General features: G+C 55.4%; 17 protein-coding genes. 7 read left to right on the top strand and 10 right to left on the bottom strand.

Annotated elements, in window-relative coordinates; translation table 11 throughout:
* Nucleotides 1-137: 137 nt before the first annotated feature.
* The 3 genes from ACIP1G_RS16610 to ACIP1G_RS16600 all read right to left on the bottom strand — a co-directional run bounded on the left by ACIP1G_RS16610 (nucleotide 138) and on the right by ACIP1G_RS16600 (nucleotide 5,914).
* Nucleotides 138-3,299, bottom strand: a complete 3,162-nt coding sequence (locus tag ACIP1G_RS16610; protein WP_010951454.1) for a CusA/CzcA family heavy metal efflux RND transporter — start codon at nucleotides 3,297-3,299, stop codon at nucleotides 138-140.
* Between the two features lie 24 nt (nucleotides 3,300-3,323).
* Nucleotides 3,324-4,574 carry an efflux RND transporter periplasmic adaptor subunit gene (locus tag ACIP1G_RS16605; RefSeq protein ID WP_020302560.1) on the bottom strand — a complete coding sequence of 417 codons (1,251 nt, stop codon included), beginning with the start codon at nucleotides 4,572-4,574 and terminating at the stop codon, nucleotides 3,324-3,326.
* A gap of 68 nt (nucleotides 4,575-4,642) precedes the next feature.
* Nucleotides 4,643-5,914: a TolC family protein gene (locus tag ACIP1G_RS16600; RefSeq protein WP_133164861.1), complete on the bottom strand. Its 1,272-nt coding sequence runs from the start codon at nucleotides 5,912-5,914 to the stop codon at nucleotides 4,643-4,645.
* A gap of 404 nt (nucleotides 5,915-6,318) precedes the next feature.
* On the opposite strand from ACIP1G_RS16600, the gene ACIP1G_RS16595 reads away from it, so the two are divergent.
* The 3 genes from ACIP1G_RS16595 to ACIP1G_RS16585 all read left to right on the top strand — a co-directional run bounded on the left by ACIP1G_RS16595 (nucleotide 6,319) and on the right by ACIP1G_RS16585 (nucleotide 9,267).
* Nucleotides 6,319-7,662: an OprD family porin gene (locus tag ACIP1G_RS16595; protein WP_003253422.1), complete on the top strand. Its 1,344-nt coding sequence runs from the start codon at nucleotides 6,319-6,321 to the stop codon at nucleotides 7,660-7,662.
* Between the two features lie 489 nt (nucleotides 7,663-8,151).
* Nucleotides 8,152-8,826, top strand: coding sequence for a heavy metal response regulator transcription factor (locus tag ACIP1G_RS16590; RefSeq protein WP_003253420.1), 675 nt, complete (start codon nucleotides 8,152-8,154; stop codon nucleotides 8,824-8,826).
* A gap of 117 nt (nucleotides 8,827-8,943) precedes the next feature.
* Nucleotides 8,944-9,267, top strand: coding sequence for a hypothetical protein (locus ACIP1G_RS16585; protein WP_010951457.1), 324 nt, complete (start codon nucleotides 8,944-8,946; stop codon nucleotides 9,265-9,267).
* Between the two features lie 101 nt (nucleotides 9,268-9,368).
* Here ACIP1G_RS16585 and ACIP1G_RS16580 read toward each other — a convergent pair whose 3' ends face one another.
* From ACIP1G_RS16580 to ACIP1G_RS16550, 7 genes are all read right to left on the bottom strand, one after another.
* Nucleotides 9,369-9,896: a hypothetical protein gene (locus ACIP1G_RS16580; RefSeq protein ID WP_020302118.1), complete on the bottom strand. Its 528-nt coding sequence runs from the start codon at nucleotides 9,894-9,896 to the stop codon at nucleotides 9,369-9,371.
* 189 nt (nucleotides 9,897-10,085) lie between these two features.
* The gene (locus ACIP1G_RS16575; RefSeq protein WP_224765890.1) at nucleotides 10,086-11,483 is read right to left on the bottom strand and encodes a hypothetical protein; all 1,398 of its coding nucleotides are present in this window, start codon (nucleotides 11,481-11,483) and stop codon (nucleotides 10,086-10,088) included.
* Nucleotides 11,484-11,564: 81 nt separating this feature from the next.
* Nucleotides 11,565-11,966 carry a hypothetical protein gene (locus ACIP1G_RS16570; protein ID WP_012269857.1) on the bottom strand — a complete coding sequence of 134 codons (402 nt, stop codon included), beginning with the start codon at nucleotides 11,964-11,966 and terminating at the stop codon, nucleotides 11,565-11,567.
* A gap of 736 nt (nucleotides 11,967-12,702) precedes the next feature.
* The gene (locus ACIP1G_RS16565) at nucleotides 12,703-13,170 is read right to left on the bottom strand and encodes a hypothetical protein (RefSeq protein WP_181131364.1); all 468 of its coding nucleotides are present in this window, start codon (nucleotides 13,168-13,170) and stop codon (nucleotides 12,703-12,705) included.
* Nucleotides 13,171-13,999: 829 nt separating this feature from the next.
* The gene (locus ACIP1G_RS16560) at nucleotides 14,000-14,968 is read right to left on the bottom strand and encodes an HNH endonuclease signature motif containing protein (protein ID WP_181131363.1); all 969 of its coding nucleotides are present in this window, start codon (nucleotides 14,966-14,968) and stop codon (nucleotides 14,000-14,002) included.
* A 131-nt stretch (nucleotides 14,969-15,099) separates the two neighbouring features.
* A complete protein-coding gene (locus tag ACIP1G_RS16555) occupies nucleotides 15,100-15,309 on the bottom strand; it encodes a hypothetical protein (RefSeq protein ID WP_181131362.1) in 210 nt (69 codons plus the stop codon).
* 752 nt (nucleotides 15,310-16,061) lie between these two features.
* Nucleotides 16,062-16,805: a hypothetical protein gene (locus ACIP1G_RS16550; protein ID WP_181131361.1), complete on the bottom strand. Its 744-nt coding sequence runs from the start codon at nucleotides 16,803-16,805 to the stop codon at nucleotides 16,062-16,064.
* 344 nt (nucleotides 16,806-17,149) lie between these two features.
* Here ACIP1G_RS16550 and ACIP1G_RS16545 point away from each other — a divergent pair, with 344 nt between their 5' ends.
* From ACIP1G_RS16545 to ACIP1G_RS16530, 4 genes are read left to right on the top strand one after another with little or no spacing between them, the layout of a single operon-like run.
* The gene (locus tag ACIP1G_RS16545; protein WP_181131360.1) at nucleotides 17,150-17,851 is read left to right on the top strand and encodes a hypothetical protein; all 702 of its coding nucleotides are present in this window, start codon (nucleotides 17,150-17,152) and stop codon (nucleotides 17,849-17,851) included.
* A 1-nt stretch (nucleotide 17,852) separates the two neighbouring features.
* Nucleotides 17,853-18,071, top strand: a complete 219-nt coding sequence (locus tag ACIP1G_RS16540) for a hypothetical protein (protein ID WP_181131359.1) — start codon at nucleotides 17,853-17,855, stop codon at nucleotides 18,069-18,071.
* Nucleotides 18,055-18,624 (top strand): N-acetyltransferase, encoded by a 570-nt coding sequence (locus ACIP1G_RS16535; protein WP_308813333.1) that lies wholly within the window; start codon nucleotides 18,055-18,057, stop codon nucleotides 18,622-18,624. Before ACIP1G_RS16540 ends, ACIP1G_RS16535 begins: the two co-directional genes overlap by 17 nt.
* Entirely contained in the window at nucleotides 18,587-19,288 is a 702-nt protein-coding gene (locus ACIP1G_RS16530; protein ID WP_258197976.1) for an N-acetyltransferase, read from the top strand. The genes ACIP1G_RS16535 and ACIP1G_RS16530 overlap by 38 nt, the downstream gene beginning before the upstream one ends.
* The last annotated feature ends 39 nt before the right edge of the window (nucleotides 19,289-19,327 follow it).

The following is a 19,327-nucleotide window of genomic DNA, read 5'->3' as shown; positions in this document are numbered from 1 at the left end:
TGTAGAGGACTTTCACCTCCAAGTCACCCGCTTGGCCACCACAGCCAAGCGGGTTGCGCTTACGCGCAACGCGCCATGCCTGGCGCACACAAAAAAGCCCACAACACGTGTTGTGGGCTTCTCTTTAGCGGAGGCTGTTAGCTAACCACTTCGGCCTCGTCGCCGTCTTCATCCTTGCGGTGTGCCCAGTGATACAGGGCAGGCAGTACCAGCAAGGTCAGTGCGGTGGAGGACAGGATCCCGCCAATCACCACCGTCGCCAATGGCCGCTGAACTTCGGCACCGGTGCCGGTGGCCAAAGCCATCGGGATGAAGCCCAGGGACGCTACCAAGGCTGTCATCAGAACAGGTCGCAGACGGGTCAATGCACCTTCATCGACTGCCTGTCTGAGCGTTCGTCCCTCCTCCCTTAGCCCGCGGATGAAGGCAATCATCACCAGGCCGTTCAGTACTGCAACGCCGGACAGTGCAATGAAGCCGACACCTGCCGAGATCGACAGTGGGATGTCCCGCAGCCACAACGCCACAACACCACCGGTGAGTGCGAATGGAATACCGGTGAAGACCAGCATGCCGTCCTTCAGGTTGTTGAACATCAGGAACAACAAGGTCATGACCAGCAGCAAGGCGACTGGAACAACGATCTGCAGGCGTTTGGCAGCCGACTGCAGCTGCTCGAACTGGCCCCCCCAAGTCGTCCAGTAGCCCGCAGGAATTTGCACCTTCTTGTCCAGCGATGCGGTCGCCTCCTCAACGAAGGACCCCAGATCGCGGCCTCGAACGTTGGCGCTGACGATAACCAGACGTTTGCCGTTCTCGCGGCTGATTTGGTTCGGGCCCAGTTGCAGGTCCAGATTGGCGACCTGGGACAGCGGGATGAAGCCGATCTGATTGGCACCCTGTGCCGCATTGGCAGGTACCGGGATCAGCAAGCTGGACATACCCGCTACGTCGGTGCGAACGGTCTCTGGTAGGCGTACTACCATGTCGAACCGACGGTCGCCCTCATACAGCGTGCCGGCCTGACGGCCACCCACGGCGATAGCGATCGAGTTCTGAACATCCGCGATGTTCAGGCCGTAGCGTGCTGCTTTTTCGCGGTCAATGTTGATGGTCAGCACCGGCAGGCCGGATGTCTGCTCAACTTTCACTTCCGATGAGCCCGGGACCGCTTTGAGCGCTGCCGCGATCTTGTTGGCGGTGTTGTTGAGCACGTCCATGTCATCGCCGAAGACTTTCACAGCGACGTCACTACGCACGCCCGAAATCAGCTCGTTGAAACGCAGTTGGATTGGCTGCGACAACTCGTAGTTGCTTCCTGGAACACCCGCTGCGGCCTTCTGCACTTCAGCAATCAGCTCATCACGAGGCTTCTTCGGGTTAGGCCACTGATCCTGAGGCTTGAGCATGATGTAGGCGTCAGAGGCGTTCGGCGGCATCGGGTCAGATGCAATTTCTGCGGTACCCGAGCGTGCGAACATCCGCTCAACTTCAGGCACCTGCGCAATCACCGCTTTCTCCAGACGCTGCTGCATCTCGACAGATTGAGTGAGGCTCGTTCCAGGCACACGCATGGCCTGCATCGCAAAGTCACCCTCACTGAGGCTTGGGATGAACTCGCTACCCATACGACTTGCCAGCAAACCACTGAGCACGACCAAGGCTACTGCGGCCGAGAAAGCGATGTTCCGATGTCCCAGCACCCATTGCAGAACCGGTTCATAGCGCAGTCGAGCTGTGCGCATGACCACGCCTTCCTCTTCCTTCACCTTGCCAGTGACGAACATGGCAATAGCTGCAGGAACAAAGGTAACGGACAGGACCATTGCACCCAGCAGCGCCATCACAACGGTGAAGGCCATCGGGTGGAACATTTTGCCTTCGACGCCGGTGAGGGCGAAGATCGGCAGGTACACCACCATGATGATCAGCTGACCGAAGATCAGCGGCCGGCGAGCTTCTCGCGCCGCGGCAAAGACCTCGTGGAAGCGTTCGGTTTTGGTGAGCATGCGGCCATGCTTATGTTGCGCATGAGCCAGTCGACGGATCGCGTTTTCTACAATAACCACGGCACCGTCGACGATGATGCCGAAGTCGAGTGCCCCCAAACTCATTAAGTTGGCACTGACCTTGTTGTTGAACATGCCTGTGAAGGTGAACAGCATGGACAGCGGAATCACCATCGCGGTGATCAGAGCCGCACGGATGTTGCCGAGGAACAGGAACAGAATGGCGATAACCAGGATCGCGCCTTCCACCAGGTTCTTCTTCACCGTCGCGATGGCTTTTTCAACCAGGTTGGTACGGTCGTAAACAGTCACAGCCACCACGCCCTTTGGCAGGGTGCGGTTGATGTCCGCCAATTTGGCGGCGACAGCTTGAGATACGGTGCGGCTGTTTTCACCAATCAGCATGAACACGGTACCGAGCACGACTTCGCGGCCGTTCTCAGTAGCAGCACCTGTACGGAGCTCTTTACCGATGCTGACGTCAGCAACGCTGCTGATGCGAATCGGTGCACCATCCACACTGGTGATCACGATGTTGGCGATGTCTTCGATATTGCCTACCTGACCCGGTGCACGGATGAGCAACTGTTCACCATTACGCTCGATGTAGCCGGCACCGACGTTGGCGTTGTTACTTTCCAACGCTGCGACCAGGTCATTGAGTGTCAGCTTGTAGGTAGCCAGGCGCTTTGGATCCGGCGCAACCAGGAACTGCTTGGCATAACCGCCGATGGTATTGATCTCGGCCACACCCGGGACGTTACGCAGCTGAGGCTTGATGATCCAGTCCTGGATCACGCGCAGGTCGGTCGGGGTGTACGGCGTACCGTCCTCTTTGACCGCGCCATCTTCGGCTTCAACAGTCCACAGGAAGATCTCGCCGAGGCCGGTAGATACCGGACCCATGACGGCCTCTACACCTTCTGGCAGCTGTTCCTTCGCAACCTGCAGCCGCTCGTTGATCAACTGGCGGGCAAAGAAGATGTCAGTGCCATCCTTGAAGATCACGGTGACCTGAGACAGGCCAGAGCGAGACAGGGAACGGGTCTGCTGAAGGCCCGGGAGACCGGCCATGGCCGTTTCAACTGGAAACGTGATCCGTTGTTCGGTTTCCAAGGGCGAGTAACCAGGCGCTGCAGTGTTGATCTGCACCTGGACGTTGGTGATATCGGGTACCGCATCGATGGGCAGCTTTTGATAGCTGTAGATACCGATACCCGCCATGATCAGAACGGCGATCATTACTACGATGCGCTGCTCGATGGCGAATCTGATGATACGTTCAAACATGAGAAATCATCCTGTCAGTTCGCATCAGTGACCGTGTTCGGCAGAAGCTTTGCCGAGCTCGGACTTGAGTGTGAAGCTGCCACTGGTTGCTACCTGGGCGCCGGCTTCAATACCGTCGATGATTTCCACGTACCCATTGTCGCGGCGACCCAGTTTTACCGGGCGGGTGTCAAAGCCATCTGGGGTGCGTACGAATACCGAAGGTTTGTCTTCAACGGTCTGCACAGCGTGCTCAGGGACCGCTACGGCAACTCGATCGGTCTGGGAGGTGACCGCAATGTTTACGAACAGGCCTGGACGCCAGGCGCCGTTGGGGTTGGTCAAGGTGACGCGGACAGTAGCTGCACGGTTTTGCTCGCCCAGCAGGCTGCCGACATAACCCACCTTCCCTTCGACCTCGACGTTCATGTCAGGCGAAGAGACTTTCACTGCACGGCCAGTCGTGACCTTGCCCAGATCTGTCGGCGGAACTGCGAAGGTCGCCCAGACCTGATTCAGGTCGGAAAGGATGAAGGCGTTGGTCGCCTCGCTGACGACTTCGCCGACGGTCAGGTGTTTCTCCACTACCACGGCGTCGAAGGGAGCGCGGAGCTCGTAACGATTACCGCCAACAGAGTTAACCGAGGCACCGATTGCGCCGACCTTCTGCTTGGCGTTGGCCAAGGAGATATCCGCCTCTTGCAGCGCTTGGCGTGCTTGGAGGTAGTCTTGCTCTGCGGAGATCTTGTCCTGCCACAGTTGCTTCTCACGCTCGAAGGTGACACGCGCCAGTTCGACGCGACGCTGTGCGGCCTGTTGTTCGCTGCGCAGGTCAGAGATCTGCTGGCTGGCGATTACCGCCAGGACTTGCCCTTTCTTGACCGTCTCGCCCAAGTTGGCCTGGACAGCCTCAACAACGCCAGGAACACGAGGAACCACGTGGGCAGTACGATCTTCGTCGAAGCGAATTTCGCCCGGGAAGCTCACGACGGTACCGAGGTCACGAGGCGCTGCAGCTTCCAAGGCAACACCGGCGGCCTTGATCTGTTCAGCGCTGAGCGTCAGCTTGCCCTCTTCTTCACCGCCCTCTTCGCTATGACCTTCTTCACCATGGCCCTCATCACCTTCCTCTTTGGCGGCAGATGCGGCTTTCTTTTCGTCGCCATGGCCATCGTTAGCGCCATGCTCAGCGGTACTGGCGGCTTGCTGTCCGGAACTATTGTTCCAGGCAAGGCTGCCAAATCCGAGGGCTGCCACAGCGGCTACCGCGAGGGCGATCTTGCGTTTGTTATCCATTGCTACTCCTGCTGATCGTAGGCACCGGCTTGTTCAAGGCTGTGTGCCGAAGAAAATGTTTGGCCCGTTCAGCGAGCGCCGGCAGTTGAGCCGACTTCGCCATAAACCCTTTCCACCTGCGCACGCGCATTGGTCGCCGCTGCCAACGATTCGAGGTATTGGCCACGAGCGACGATCAAGGTGCGCTGGGCATCCAGCACTTCGATGAAGCCAAATTTGCCCATCTCGAAGCCGCGGGTTGCGGTCTCTACGGCTTGTTGGGCTGATGGCAGAATGGTCTTGTCGTAGGACTCGACCTCCTGCATGGCGGTGGACCACTGGTTCAACGCGGTTTGGGTTTCGGTGCGCAGACGCAGCTCCACAGCATTGCGCTGGTCTCGGGCCTGATCTGCACGACGAGAAGCGGAAAGAATGTTGCCTTGGTTACGATCGAACAGCGGCAACGGCATAGACAGGCCCACAGTGTTGACCCGCTCGCGCACAGAGCGGTCGTACTGGCTACCTACGCTGACAGTAAGGTTCGGGATACGCTGAGCTTTCTCTGATCCGAGCGAGGCGTCGCTCTTGTCGATCTGAACCACGGCCTGACGCATTTCTGCTGTTTGGTCGAGCTTAGCCAGCAGATCTTCAGTGCGAGGTGGCAAGCCCGGGGAGAGGGTTGGCGATTCGAGTCGATCAAACACGGTGACTGAGCTCCCGGTAATTTGAGCGAGCTGTTGGTAAGCGGTCGCTTTTTCCGTTTCTGCACGTCGAACTTGCAGCTGGGCTTCGGCCAGTTGCACTTGAGCGCGGGTCGCCTCCACTGGGGACGACTTACCTGCGCGAACACGGCCATCGACGATGCGAAGACCGCGCTCAGTCAGTTCGAGAGATTGCTTGGCCAGGTCGAGACCTGTCTGGGCCCGCAACGCGGCGTAAAAGGCTTGGACGACATCTGCACGCAGGCCGTTAACGCGACGGTCTAACTCAAGCTGTGCGGCGGTCTGCCCGTATGTGGCGACGTCAACACGAGCCCCCCGCTTACCGCCCAGCTCAAGGGTCTGGCTGAGAGAGACAGTCGTCTGGCTGGTGTTACGACGGGTGTCTTCCACGTCATACGAGATTGTGGGGTTGGGGATAAGCCCGGCCTGCTTGCGAGCACCATCAGCGATCCCAATTTCTTGCCTGGCCGCGGCCAGGTCTGGGTTGGCATCCATGGCCGTCGAAAGCGCCTGGGGCAAGCTGATGCTTTGGGCAAGGGCTGCAGGCGCCATCAACCCAGAGATGACTGCACAGAGTGCAGCGATCTTCCAGGGCGAGACGGGGGTCTTGGGTAAGACATTGCGGTTATACCGGGGCACTTTGATGGTCCTCGTGCACAAACTTCGATAAAGCTTGGCGAGAACGCCGAAACAGCTGCCAAGCCCCACTTGATTAGGTGATGGCACTCTAATGAGCGGTAGCTATCAGAGGGGTGGCTAGAAAATTACAATTTCGTAAGAAAGCTTTGTAATGCCCGTAAATACTGGGAAACCCAACCCGACACGATGATTTCGATACAAGCAACAGAGATGGCAAACACGCGGTGCGAAGGTGCCGAATAACAGGTAGATGACGAAATTGTAATTGTCCTATCACCTTCCCGTTATCTTCGGCCTGCAAATATGAGCTCGCGCTACGCTAGGCGCGCCGCCGGGTCAGAACAACTAACGACACCCGCGCCGGTAAACATAATAAAAACTGCCGTGAATCAAAGGAGCATCGGATGAAAATCAAAGTACCACTGTATTTGGCGGCAGTTTCTGCGCTGTCTGGAAGCTATGCTATTTCGGCACAAGCTGAAGACAAGCCAGAAGGCTTCATTGAAGGCAGCAGCCTTACAGTGTTGAACCGTAACTTCTACTTCAACCGTGATAACCGCGACAGCACCGCCCCCACTTACAACAGTGGCAAGGGCAATACGAACGGCTACTCCGAAGCCTGGGCGCACGCGATCATCAGCAAATTCAACTCCGGGTTTACCCAAGGTACCGTTGGCTTTGGCGTTGATGCCTTTGCCATGATCGGCCTCAAGCTCGACACCGGTGATGGGCGCAACGGCGGCCGTAGCTCCTTCGACGTGCTGCCCGTTGATAACAAGGGTGAAGCTCGCGACGAATACACCAAGGTCGGCGGCGCAGCCAAAGTCCGCTTGTTCGATACCATCGTGAAAGTGGGTGATGTCTTCCCATCGACCCCGGTCGTCGCATCGGGTGACTCTCGCCTGCTGCCAGAGAGTTTCCGCGGTGTGACCGTTGAGAACACCAGCATCCAGGGCCTTACCCTCCAGGGTGGTCGTCTGCATGCGATGAGCCAGCCGGTCTCAAGCAACCTGAACGACAACTTCGTGACGTTCTACGGCGGCCCGGTCAACTCGCCATGGATCGGTTACGGTGGCGGTGACTACTCGATCAACGACAACTGGACTGTGAGCGTCTACGCCAGCCAGCTGAAAGACGTCTGGAATCAGTACTACGCCGGCACAAGCGTGGTTTACCCGCTGAGCGACGATCTGGCGCTGATCGGTGGCTTCAACTACTACAAAGCCGTAGATGAAGGTAAGAAGCGCCTGGGTGAATTCGACAACAACATCTGGAGTGCCAAGGTCGGTGTGCGTTACGGTGCCCACACCCTGGCCCTGTCGCATCAGCGCAACAACGGCGACGACGATTTCGACTACCTGCGTCAGTCGGACTCGATTTTCGTCGACAACTCCATCCAGTACAGCGACTTCAACTCGCCGAAAGAGCGTTCCTGGATGCTGCGCTATGACCTGAACTTCACCAGCTACGGCATTCCAGGCCTGACGTTCATGACGCGCTACGCCAGAGGCTCGGGTGCGGATTACTCGAACGCTAACCAGTTCTACATGCGCACTGATGACAACGGCAACCCGCTCGACAATCAGAAGCGTTGGGAGCGTGACGTCGAAGTCAAATACGTTGTCCAAACCGGTCCAGCAAAAGATCTGTCCTTCCGGTTGCGCCAGGCAACCACACGTGCCACTGCATTCGAATCGGATCTGGATGAAACCCGTGTGATCATTGAGTACCCGCTTTCGATTCTGTAATTCGCTAACTGGACCAGTTATTCATTAACTGGTCCTATTAGTAAAACGAGCATTACGAATTCACCTTGAGTGGCTTAAGTGCTCCTTTGGTAAAAGGTGGATATTTGGCGCCCATTGGGCGCCTTTTTTTTACCTAAAATTCAAGCAAGCGTTCGATTGTACGCATTGCATGCCGGTGAAGTTCATGACTACACCAATGACCAGCTTCCTCGATGTGAGCGACCTCGCCGTCATCTGAGCGGAACGAAGCCAGCACAAAAAAGAAAATAACCCAATACTTCATAAGGTCAAATCACCTGCTGGAGAGAGGGCCCGCAACTGTCAAACCCAAACCGCGACAAGATATACCGCCAGACTATCAACTGTATTACCTAGAAATTACAAATCCGTCATTTGAGCCCCGGCACGCTCATTTTGATTTACCATCCCTTTCAATAATGCCGGCGCGCGTGCGCGGTTAACTGCTCAGTGATATCGAGACAAAATCCCATGCGAATTCTGGTAATTGAGGATGAAGTAAAAACTGCGGAGTATGTGCGTCAAGGTCTGACGGAATGTGGCTATGTCGTAGATTGCGTCCACACCGGGTCAGATGGATTATTCTTGGCTAAGCAGCACGAATATGAGCTGATTATCCTGGATATAAATCTGCCAGAGATGGACGGTTGGCAGGTCCTTGAGTTGTTGCGTCGTAAAAACTGCCCTTCCCGTATCATGATGCTGACGGCGAGAAGCCGGCTGGCGGATAAGGTCCGGGGGCTGGAGAACGGAGCAGATGACTACCTGATCAAGCCATTTGAGTTCCCTGAGCTGCTGGCCCGGGTTCGCGCCTTGATGCGCAGGTCAGATCACCCTGCATCCGTAGAGGTCATTCGCGTCGCTGACCTGGAGCTTGATCAGAGCCGGCACAGGGCATTCAGGGACGGTCAGCGCATTGACCTGACCACGAAAGAATTCGCGTTACTGCATTACCTGATGCGTAATACCGGTGTGGTGCTGAGCCGCACCCAAATTATTTCGCAGGTTTGGGATATGAATTTTGACTGCGACACAAACGTTGTAGAGGTGTCGATTCGAAGACTCAGAGCCAAGATAGATGACCCTTTCGAGACCAAACTGATACATACGCTTCGGGGCGTAGGGTATGTGCTTGAAAAACGATAGTTGCCAAGCTCTCTAGTACCGAAAATCCGCTACATGCTCCCGTCGCTTGCGAACTTGAGGTTTCTGTTTACGATCCGCGGCGCTGATTCCTCACTCAACAAATGAGGTAGGCTGTACATGAGGTATAGCATTGATTATCAGCAGGTTTCGCAAGGACAATCCGATGCCAGCATTGATGCCTGTCCAGCTGACATTGTCTTCAACAGCGACCATGGCCTAGCTCTTATCCCGTGCGTTGGCGATGTTATCAACCTCCCCTCTACGGCGGTCAAAGAAGGGGTTTGCGGCATCGTTAGATCAAGGATTTTCAATTATCTCAGAGGTCCTGAAGAGCTGTACTGTCACGTCAATATTCTCGTTGAGGAGGCGGACATCAATTTCGAAAGTCTCATCTCGGAATACATGCGCAATCAGTCACGTGCTCGCTCGCCTTCTTCATAAAGTCGAAGGCGGGCCAGTCCATTAATGGTTGTGTATGGGTGAGGGTTCAGCAGAGCGAGCGCCTACTGAGCACCAGAGATGAATAGTCACAGCCTAGTGGTTTAACGCGGTACTGCTGGTGTACGCAGGGCCGGACTTATTGTTTTTTGAATGGCGCATTGCAGCACATAGAAATATAAAACCCCGGAAGCAAATACGATTGCGGACAGATAAGCAAACTCAGAGTCTAAAACCCCGGAAACCATATACAATTTAATCGTGATAGAACCCATAATAATTCCGGTACAGTACATGACGCCTGTGAACTGATTGCCCAAAAAACTCAGTATGCCGCTGAAGGCATTGTTCGCACTCAACAGCATTGCTTTCAGTATCGTCCAGCCGAGAACTGGCAGAAAAGCCTTGATCATGAAGGCGAATAACATCGACGATGCAAACAGTTTTATCGGGGTTTCTGCCCACGGCTTGATGGTGCCGTCTACTTCAACGCCGGTATACAAGATGATATTCAGAATAATCGCCATAAGGGTGCATATGCCGAGGCGTATCATTTCCCGCTTAAGCGGGGCCATCATTATCACTGCGTGAATCTTGTTTCCAAAGTATCGTTTTAGTCCTTGGATCGACATTTTTCTTCCTATGCTCTCGGGTATGACGCTGTTGTAGCGTTGTATGACGGTCATGCTTTTACCCGAAGAGAGGTGACGCTTCAACGGTCCTGAATTGCGCAGGGGATCTCATGTCCTTCCCCTGGCTGGGTAGCTTGCTGAGAAATTCTCATCTACCTGCGTGGCAACGATGCGGCCACCCCGCCGCCGTCAGAGCTCTGGAGGACTGGCTGCTGTCAGCAACTCATCGAGTGACGGAACCTTAGCGTTTGCACTGAGGACGAGTGTTCTGGATCGGAGTATGGATACATCAAAGAAAGATTCGCACTCGACTCTTCCGTTTACTTCTCTCCAGTGGGTGACTTCTGGTATCAACTCATTAGGCACCGGGTATAGTGCCATAGGGTTATGGAATACCTCCACTTCAGCAGACCACGGCTCGTAGCCATATTGCGGCCAGAGCTGACCGTAGTCGCTGGACGCTACATCCAACAGAAATGGGATACCTCGTGATGCTCCCGGAGAACGGTCGAAAAACTCACCAAACCGCAAGTATCGGTACCCGTCTAGATGAGCTCCACCTGAGATCGGCACTCGGCTGAGCTTTGGCACTGTGCAGGCATTGGTGAAAATGACCGCTGAAAGATGGGCATTTTCCATTAGCGTAAATAGGCCGTTGGGGCGCCCTGATAGCAGAGATGTCTCTTCCTCCACAGTTATCAGGTGCGTACCACGATGCGCAGATGAGTGAACTGCAAAGCCATAGAGATAGCTGATGAGCGACTCCCTGCTCCACAGCATTGAACTGGGCGCATGGAAATCGGCTAAGGCCAGAATGAGCGGCTTACCCTCCACGTGCGGTAGGGATTCGTAACGCTTGTCCAATTTGTTTTGGATGGTCCTCGCAAACCTTTCTGCAGCCGCTCCTAAGAAACGCTCATGTCGGTCAGCGGGTGGGGGGACCGGCGAGGCGCCAAAATGCTCATACCGCTCTTCCGGGTTGGCTGTCACTGCTTCAACCCAGGCCTCATCTCCCAGCCTATTCTCGATGTGAAAATCGGGTGATTCTTTAGGCTGGGTGACCAAGAGTCCCTGTTCACGAAAAATCGCTAATAGGTGGGCTTCCCAGAGGCGGGTGTGAAAATTCTCAGTCTGGCAATCGGGAACCCAATTTCTGTCTGGGGATGGCAGTGCGAGATACAGTTGATTCAGCGCCCACGCCCCAATACGGCGGCTTGGATCAAATAGTGATTTGAACACCACGCTTGGTGTGCGCTTACCCATTCTGCTTAGAGGAGCACGTCGTCGTTCACCTGAAGGGAGTGGAAGCGGATGGGCTTGGGTATAGAGAAAATGGCTGATTGAGGCGCGGGCTTCAGACTCGCCAGTGGTGCGCTCACTATGGCTGAGGAGCACCCACACGCTATCGACACGACGCCGCAAGGTGACAATTCCGAAGCTGCCGGAATGGATATTTCGGGTTAGAGCGGCACAAGAAATTCCGTCCTCACTAAGCCATGCCCCTACTGGCGGGCTGTCCCCAAACCCCAACCCTCGTGGAAGCGACAAAGCGATTAGATCGAACATCGGCGCAGCAATTTCTTTCATTCGCTGATCTCGGCAGCCGTCAAAATGCATTCCATCAATGCCTCGGAGCGTGCCCGCCGGCGATGGCATCGGTGGAGGTACCTATTGAAGAAGGGGGCCTTGTTCCACCAGGACATCTCGGTTGGTGAAGATGGTCTCAATGGTTGCAGCCTCGGCAGCCACATGAGTCTTTCGCGTGATCTCTTCAAGGGCCAGTTCGAGCCGGTAGTCTTGGAAATACTCGTACAGCTTTTCAGAGCTCTCGGATATCTCCTCCCCACCATTCTTCGCGAACAAGATGTGGATGATCGCTGCGAGTGGGAGAGAGATGTCGAGATCCTTCTCTTCTGCATCTGAATCCGAGTTCAAACCGTCGAAATACCTCTCCAGATGACTCTGGAGCTCCTCAAGCCAGAACTGAGATAGGTTGCTTGGAAGGGAGCTTTCAGGCCCGGTCAGAAGGACTTCATCTCTGAATAGAGCCAGCAGATTGGGGTTTGCCATGGAGGACCTCACGATTAGATTTGAGAGCAACTGGTCAGCATAGTCCACCTCAAGATGACCACCTCCTTGACGCCCATCCTGGTGCTCCTGAGCATCAGACGAGTGAATCGCCCCGAAACCTGTAGATATAAAATGACCGCTTCTCGCCGTTAGCTGCCTTTCTTGAAGGACAGCTTTGGGTCGATAGCGGCCTTCGTGGAGGTTGGTGTCTACGGGGTCGGTTTAGTCAATCTGAATCTCCGGTTTCACCTCCGTGAGGCCGGCCATCGTCATGCATCAGATCTTGATTGACACGCGTGCCGCTTTGGATAGCCTTGCAATTGAGGGCTGCAACTGCGCATTTGTCGGGCCTGGGTACCAGCATGAGCCCCCCGCAATTTTGGCAGCAGAGGAAGCTGGTTCCTCTGAAGTAGTGACGGCGGGCATTGCCAGTCGGATTCTGAACCCAAGGTCGCCAGACTAGGAGCTAAAGGATCGCTGCGACTACTCCTCATCCCTTACCGAAAAGTCACGCGTCGGTCGTAAACGGCCCTTTCCAGGCCAATCAACTTTTGTGATTGGTGAGTAGGGATTTCTCGGCTTTTCTGTGAAAAGCACCCCTTCATTTCACAAAAAAAATGGCGAAGATTCCAATTTCACGGGGTCTGGCCTATCACCTATTTTGTGAACCTACACGCATTGAGATCGGTACGAAACGGCGAAAGATATTCTGCGGAAGAACCGGTAGCGCGAGGAATTACTGCCTTGTAGCAGTGACGATAAAAGCGTACTCATCCCCATTTTCGTTGGATCTATATTCGCGCTTACCGCCTATTGGGAGAATTTCTGTCCCTTTGTACATATAGCCATCAGTATGAGGGTAATCGACGGTAAGATTACCAAATTTGTCGCTCTTCATTTCCTTCAAGCGTACGTAGTTGACGTCCATGGTCAGACGGATGTCTCCATCACTCATAACAACTGGCGTAAAATATGCGGTTGTGCCTAGTTCCAGGCGGCCGAGTCGCGCTTTATTCGTACCAACTAGCTCTCTGTATCTCATGTACTGAACGTCTTTATAGGGAGCCTGGATACCGTTTTCAGTAATCGCGTGTGGCATAGCTACAAGCTCACCATTGCGATAGAGCTCAGTGCGTATGTTTATCGATTCTGCGGATGCATGGATCGAGAATGCAGCCACAGCTGCGAAGATAAATGCTTTCATGAGAACGCTTGCACACTCAAATTAACCGAGATTCAACCACCCCGGCTTGAGGCCAGGGTAGGAGAAGAAATTGACCACTCGCATTTCTATCCAAGCCGAGGCAGGTCACGCAGCAAAGCTTTGAGTTCGTGCCACGGATGCTGTGCGCTTTCGGTTTCGTTCGAGCACCCTTCTTCATGAGTGAACGATTCGGCTGCCTGATCTACAGCTTGGCTGGAGTGGCAACCCTGGCAGCAGATAATCGAGTACTCGATAGACCATCTTTCGCCGAAAGCTTCCAGATCTTGGTCTAGCTGACTGTAATTCTCGTTCTCGCTCATTCCTACCTCACGTTGTGGGCGTGAAGCTCACGCCTCTCCTCAGACCTGGCCATTCGCTGGCCCTGCAGGAAGTGTAACTGGCCGAGAAGGATTTCTCACGACCAATCAGGGTGATTGGGATCAGCCAACGACTTGCCGGCGACTACCATCTCCTTAGCCTGGTCAGCACACACTCAGCCTCCATATTGCCCTGCCCTAAAGGCGCACCCGCTGAGGAGCGGCCGAGGATCAACCCTCCCGCCCCTCAGCCGAGACATCACTCGTTGGCTGCGTAAATCGCCTTACGAAGCCACTCGCCTACTGCGGCCGATCGAGATCCTCTCCGGGCATCGATGTGCCGTCCCCTGAAAGTGCCCCACGCTCGATAAACTCGCCCGTCGACTGCGACCCAGAACGTGACCTGATCTTCGTCCACCTGCCGATAAATTGCTTCTGGTACTGCGTTCATAATCGGACCTGCTTTGTGTATGAGGTCCTAGAATGGCGTCACGACCATTGGCAGTGGCAAGTCATGATCGGAACTGAAGAGCGTACTCCAGAAGCTGCGTATTCATTGCATCTCGGTTTTCACCGTAGTGAGCTTCCCGGTGGCAATTCGGGCAGAGTGCAACGCAGTTGTAGACGCGGTCCGACACGTCGGCACCTAGCACGTGATGCACGTCCAGGAAGCCTCGGAAAGTTCGACTCTCGTCGCATCTCTCACATCGGTACCGAGCTCGCTCTAGCACCGCGAGGCGCACCCGAGGATCTCGCTTCACATGCGACCGAAGAGTGCTCACCCTCTCCCCCTCGTCCCGCCCTAAAGACGAATAATCCGGCGTAGGACAATCGTCGAATGTATCGTCAAGGCCCGGCGAAAACGCGTCTGTAGGGATCAGCTTCGCGAGATCGACAACCCCTGGCCATTGCCACAAGACATCAGCTACCTGGTGGGTATCTGGCAACCGATCATCCTGTAACCACAGCGTTGGACTTGTTCCGTTCTGGGCATGGTTCTTCTTGATGCGGCCCTTCAGCCCCAGACGCAAGAGCTCATCGCTCACTTCCCGCTGACGATTCCAGATCGGATGCAAAGCACCTAGCGGGATAAGAGCCGCATAGGCCACCGCCTCGCCGTCGCGCTGAAATAGCATGGCGTGGCTCATGCCTTGGGCGAGGTCTCTCCCCACCACGTGCTCCAGGGTGGCGTCCCAGCCGCCAGGCCGTAGGTGGGCGGTCAACTGAGCAGCTGAGTACTTTTGCTCGTTCGGGTTACGACCATCACGGCGCCAGCAAAGGCGCACCCGGGCTTTGACATGCTGTCCTTCGTGGGTGTTGAAAGCGACAATCCGCTGGGATGCTGAGCCAGTTGGAATTCGGCGATCCTCGACAACGTTGAAGCCGCAGGCCTCCAAGAATGGCCGCACAGCGTCGCGAGAGCGCTGTTCTGCCGCGAGACTTTCCGAGCCCCGGAATTGACGGGGTGGTGAATTGGACAATTCAACTCTCCCTCGTAGCACGCGGCCGCAGTCCAGCTTATCCCTCTGCGCTGGCGGCCTGAGCTGCGCTTAAAATGGATCAGCCCCGGATTTCCCGGGGCTGAGTGTAGTCGACTTGGAACAACGGATGGTCAGCCCTTAAGCGGCACCCTGCTGACCTGCACACCGGGGCCTACTGCCGACTCAACCGGTTTGGCACGCCCGAAGTGATACTCAGCATACTGGCTGCTGCCATCCTGGATCACGCACACTGCCAAAATCCGCCACCCTTCATCCAGCAGGCGCTGCGCCTGAGTCTGACCATTCACTTGCTTCAACTCGGTTACATCTTCAATTGCCATCGGAGCTGCTCCTTGCGTGGATGATGGCTCAGTGTAATCACTGATCCGGCTTACTGTCCTCCTCCAATTCAGACATTGTTGCGCGCCCATGGCCGGGTAGCCCAATGGGGTATTGGGGGCAATCGTCCTTCATGATCCATATTTGCTTCGTGAACGACTGCTGCTTGAAACCACGAGGCAGCCTGTTTCCAGGCCCCAGCCTCGTCAGACGCCATTCCCACGCTTGTTTTCTCGACATGGTTCGTTGAACCTCTGCGTGGAGGTGCTGAGTAGCGGTGCGGATGCTTGCGATGAGTTGGCGGCCGATGTCCGCTTGTGATTCTGGCTTTACCGCTGGCGCTGCAACAGCTACGCGATGCGCTTCGGTTGATCGGCATGTCTTGCAGGTGACTCCATTGGGGTTTCTCGTCGACACCAGGTTGTGGTTGTTTCGACCGCAGGCGACTTGATCCTCGCCGGTTCCGTAGTGGGTGACCATCTTCTAGCTTGCTCGATAGGAAGGGTTACTTGGTGGATGTGTGCGGACCTCTAAGCGAGGTCCGGATGCTTCGTGCGTTAACTGGCTTTTGGCTTCGGTAGTCTTTGCGCAACTTCCTCTGGGGTAAGGTCATCCAGAGGAACAAGACAGGTCGAGCCACGACAAACCAGAATCATACGGACACCATCTGCTGACACACCCTTGTAATCGTTATGCGTACGGCGATAGATCAGGTCCAACTGTGCTTTGGTTGCGGTTGTCATGATCTACACCCTCAAGCCGCAGCCTTATCAGCCTGGGCCATGATCGCTTTGGCTGCATGGTTGATCATGTACAGTTGTGCGTAGAGGCTGTCACATGTCTCCGTAATGCGGTGCTCGTACCACTCTTCACCCAGGCACAACGTTTGACAATTGTCTCTCATGTAGATGTGAGCTTCCTCGGTGAAACCGATGTTCTCCGCAGCATCAAAGAGGTTGTCCCAGTGCATCCATCGGTCATCACCGTTCGATAGGTCACGACGATGGGTCAGGGTCAGAGCGCGGAATTCAGCCCAATGCCCACCTCTAACCAGGTCAGAGTCCTGCGCCCACGCTGGAAGAGTTTCCCAGATTTCCTCTGAGCAATCGTTGTGCAGCTCCCGGCAGATGCTCGATACCAACACCTGACGGAACAGGTCCGTGCTGAACACCTGCTTCTTGTGGGACTCATGTAGCTTGGTGTGCAAGTAATAGGTGACGTCATCGCCGGCCAGGAAATTCATTCCATAGCCCAGGCCAACACTGAACGTCAGATGGCCGATGTCGCCGACTACCGCGATACCGAAGCGGGTCATCATGATGTCGAATGCATAAGCCGTGGTGCCCTCAGCCTTGCAACGCCAGATCTCTGCGTCGTCCTGCTTCACCAGACAGGTGTATTGATGGTTCTTGAGCTTCTCGGCCGCACGGGCTTTGCGCTCGTCCTGGGTCTGCTGGCGCTGCTCAATGTAAGCAGCTCGGGATTTTGCAACATCCATCGTCGTCCATTCCCTGAAAGGGTGATTGAGTGCCACAGAAGTTAAACTATAGGGCAACAATTTGCAATGATAGGTTGTACCCTACGTTAACCTTTTTTCATCGCCATCAGCTGCTTTTTCGCTGTAGCTCCGTGTCCCTCGACCGGAGAGCTCACCGAACAGGTGGGTGACAAAGGGTCAACGACCTCTGATCTCCGTACACAAGCTTTGCTCTTCAGATTTTGGTGATAAAGTCATTTTCCTGAACCACCGGGGGCAGTCCGTATGACCCTCACTATTGATGCGAATGGCGGTCTTCGAGAATCCTCCTTTGCGACCCACAATGACGTTGATATGGAAGTGCAATGAAACGAATTGAAGAGCAGGAGCCACCGCAGAATTCAGTATCATTCCGCGAGATCTATCCAGCGATCGCAGACTCGATGGTTCAGACCTACTCCAACATTGCCGAAGACGCATTCGCTGGTTTTCTCGATGAAAAAGCGTCCCTTGCCGCATCAAAAGCATCGAGCAACAGCGAGAGAAGCAAAGCTTTTGGCATCAAAACCATCGTATTTGCCGCGATGGCCATAGAGGCGGCGGCCTTCGAATTTTTGCCTCCTACCCTGCTTCGTCAGGAGGACAAGGGTGAAATAGACAGCTGGGGCCTGGTACGCAAGTGGGTGAAAATGCCCGAGCGGCTTGTCGGTCAGCCGCTTGAAATAAAGGGCCCAGCAATCAAAGGGCTCGAAAATCTTGTGAAAGCACGTAATAGATTGGTGCATTACAAGTCAAAATGGGAAAATGACAAAGGTACTGTCAGGTTGGCCAAGGCGAAAGAGTGGGAAAAGTTTGAAACTGAACAGGTACCCAACGCCTTCATGACCCTGGTGCTGCTCTCCCTCGAACTGAACGCATCACCGTGCGGAATTTTTGGAGGCTTTCCGTACCACGATAGGACCATTTGCCCGCCCGGTTTCAAAAGTCGCCATACGCCACATCTCGGCGTAATGGAAGTCATTGACCGGTGTCTCGCGATCCATCACGAACATCACAAGAGGGCTTGAAGTGTACGCTCTGGCGTATACCCACAACCCGGGTATTCCCGTGTCCGAAGCTCAGCGTCTGCTCAGCAGCCCAGTGGCAGTCGAATGGTTTGCCAACATCATCAACCAGCAGGCCGGACGTCTCTACCTGGATAACCTGCGGGACTTCTGCGACATCTACTGCATAGCTGCAGCCGACTCAACTGCCTACCGTGAGCCTATCTGTGGCCGCCGTCGATAATCTCGATCAGACCTTCGACCCGATGCGCGACTTCTTCCATCGTCGCCAGGCCGCCCTGCTCGATGATCAGGCGGTCGGCGTGGAGCTGATGACCGAACGCAGCGTCGTATACCCAGGCACCTTCCTCGACCCTGCGCCGTCTATTACTGCCACCATCGAGCTCCACTCGCGGCCGGTTGGCGAGATCTGCTATGGCGTCAGCCCGCTGCTTGATCGCGTCTACCTTGATGACCTGGTGATCACCAAGGCATCGAAACGCCGTGGTCTGGGCCAAGCCGCCCTGTGGCAGCTGTGGTGCACGCACCGGCTGCCGCTCACTCCTTTATCTCAGGCATTGGGATCAGGACTATTTTGGGCCACAGTGCGCCGGCGATTTTCCGCGGCTGGCGCCACCATTACACAAGATCTGCGGAATGAAGAACAGGACGCCGAGCAATTGCGTTGGCAGAACCTGGTACCGGAATCGGCTATGGATCGGTCCATTCGCCGATATTGGGAATGGGTGGAAGCAGAGCATGCAGCTGGCCGCCCGGCCGGACCTGGTGTGCGATGATCGGTCCCCGGACCTAAGGGAATTCCGCCTTGCATGTCACCGTTTCCACCGGCTGCTGCTGTCCAAGTCCCGACCCTTTCAGATTGCCAACCTGGAGCTGGCCATGCACCTGATCAACTACTGTCGTCTCTTCCTCCAGCGCCGCAACATAACCCGCCTCGATGCGCAGGCGATCGGACTGCAGCTAAGCACTCTGCGCAGCGAATCAACTCGCGGACATTTCGTCTTCCCAGGATTGAACATAGTTGCAGCCATCGTGCAGCACGGGCAAAAAGTCGGCTGGATTCGCTACTGCGTCAGCCCGCTGAATGACCGTGTATACATCAGCGAATTTGAAGTTGCCTACGACCAGCAACGCCGTGGTCTGGGTCAGGCAACCCTGTGGAAGCTCTGGCAGCAGTACCAAGTACCGCTGTCCCCTATGCACGAAAAGGGCTCGTCCATTGGATTCTGGGCCAAAGCACGCAAGCGCTTCGCCGCCGCTGGGGTCGAATTGACCCCGAACATCAGCACCGCCCAGCATCCCGGTGAGCAGCAGCGATGGCAGCATCTGATTCCAGAATCTGAGTTCGAACGGTCAATGCGTGAAGCGATGGCCTCACCAGAGTGGCCAGCCATAAAGGCGCGGTTTGATGCGGAGTACGGCCCACACTGGGAAGGCTGACCCCGCTCACAATTGTGAATCTAGTTGACACAAGTGTGA

This window comes from Pseudomonas sp. NPDC089392, assembly GCF_044749595.1.
In the GTDB taxonomy this organism is placed as follows: Bacteria; Pseudomonadota; Gammaproteobacteria; order Pseudomonadales; family Pseudomonadaceae; genus Aquipseudomonas.
This window is presented reverse-complemented; position numbering and strand designations above follow the sequence as displayed.

Excerpts from the sequence above, each read along its gene's own strand:
- ACIP1G_RS16580 (WP_020302118.1), bottom strand. The coding sequence starts at position 9,896 with ATGTCGATCCAAGGACTAAAACGATACTTTGGAAACAAGATTCACGCA.
- ACIP1G_RS16555 (WP_181131362.1), bottom strand. The coding sequence starts at position 15,309 with ATGGCAATTGAAGATGTAACCGAGTTGAAGCAAGTGAATGGTCAGACT.
- ACIP1G_RS16575 (WP_224765890.1), bottom strand. The coding sequence starts at position 11,483 with ATGAAAGAAATTGCTGCGCCGATGTTCGATCTAATCGCTTTGTCGCTT.
- ACIP1G_RS16550 (WP_181131361.1), bottom strand. The coding sequence starts at position 16,805 with ATGGATGTTGCAAAATCCCGAGCTGCTTACATTGAGCAGCGCCAGCAG.
- ACIP1G_RS16585 (WP_010951457.1), top strand. The coding sequence starts at position 8,944 with ATGAGGTATAGCATTGATTATCAGCAGGTTTCGCAAGGACAATCCGAT.
- ACIP1G_RS16610 (WP_010951454.1), bottom strand. The coding sequence starts at position 3,299 with ATGTTTGAACGTATCATCAGATTCGCCATCGAGCAGCGCATCGTAGTA.
- ACIP1G_RS16545 (WP_181131360.1), top strand. The coding sequence starts at position 17,150 with ATGAAACGAATTGAAGAGCAGGAGCCACCGCAGAATTCAGTATCATTC.
- ACIP1G_RS16530 (WP_258197976.1), top strand. The coding sequence starts at position 18,587 with ATGCAGCTGGCCGCCCGGCCGGACCTGGTGTGCGATGATCGGTCCCCG.
- ACIP1G_RS16590 (WP_003253420.1), top strand. The coding sequence starts at position 8,152 with ATGCGAATTCTGGTAATTGAGGATGAAGTAAAAACTGCGGAGTATGTG.
- ACIP1G_RS16595 (WP_003253422.1), top strand. The coding sequence starts at position 6,319 with ATGAAAATCAAAGTACCACTGTATTTGGCGGCAGTTTCTGCGCTGTCT.
- ACIP1G_RS16565 (WP_181131364.1), bottom strand. The coding sequence starts at position 13,170 with ATGAAAGCATTTATCTTCGCAGCTGTGGCTGCATTCTCGATCCATGCA.
- ACIP1G_RS16605 (WP_020302560.1), bottom strand. The coding sequence starts at position 4,574 with ATGGATAACAAACGCAAGATCGCCCTCGCGGTAGCCGCTGTGGCAGCC.
- ACIP1G_RS16570 (WP_012269857.1), bottom strand. The coding sequence starts at position 11,966 with ATGGCAAACCCCAATCTGCTGGCTCTATTCAGAGATGAAGTCCTTCTG.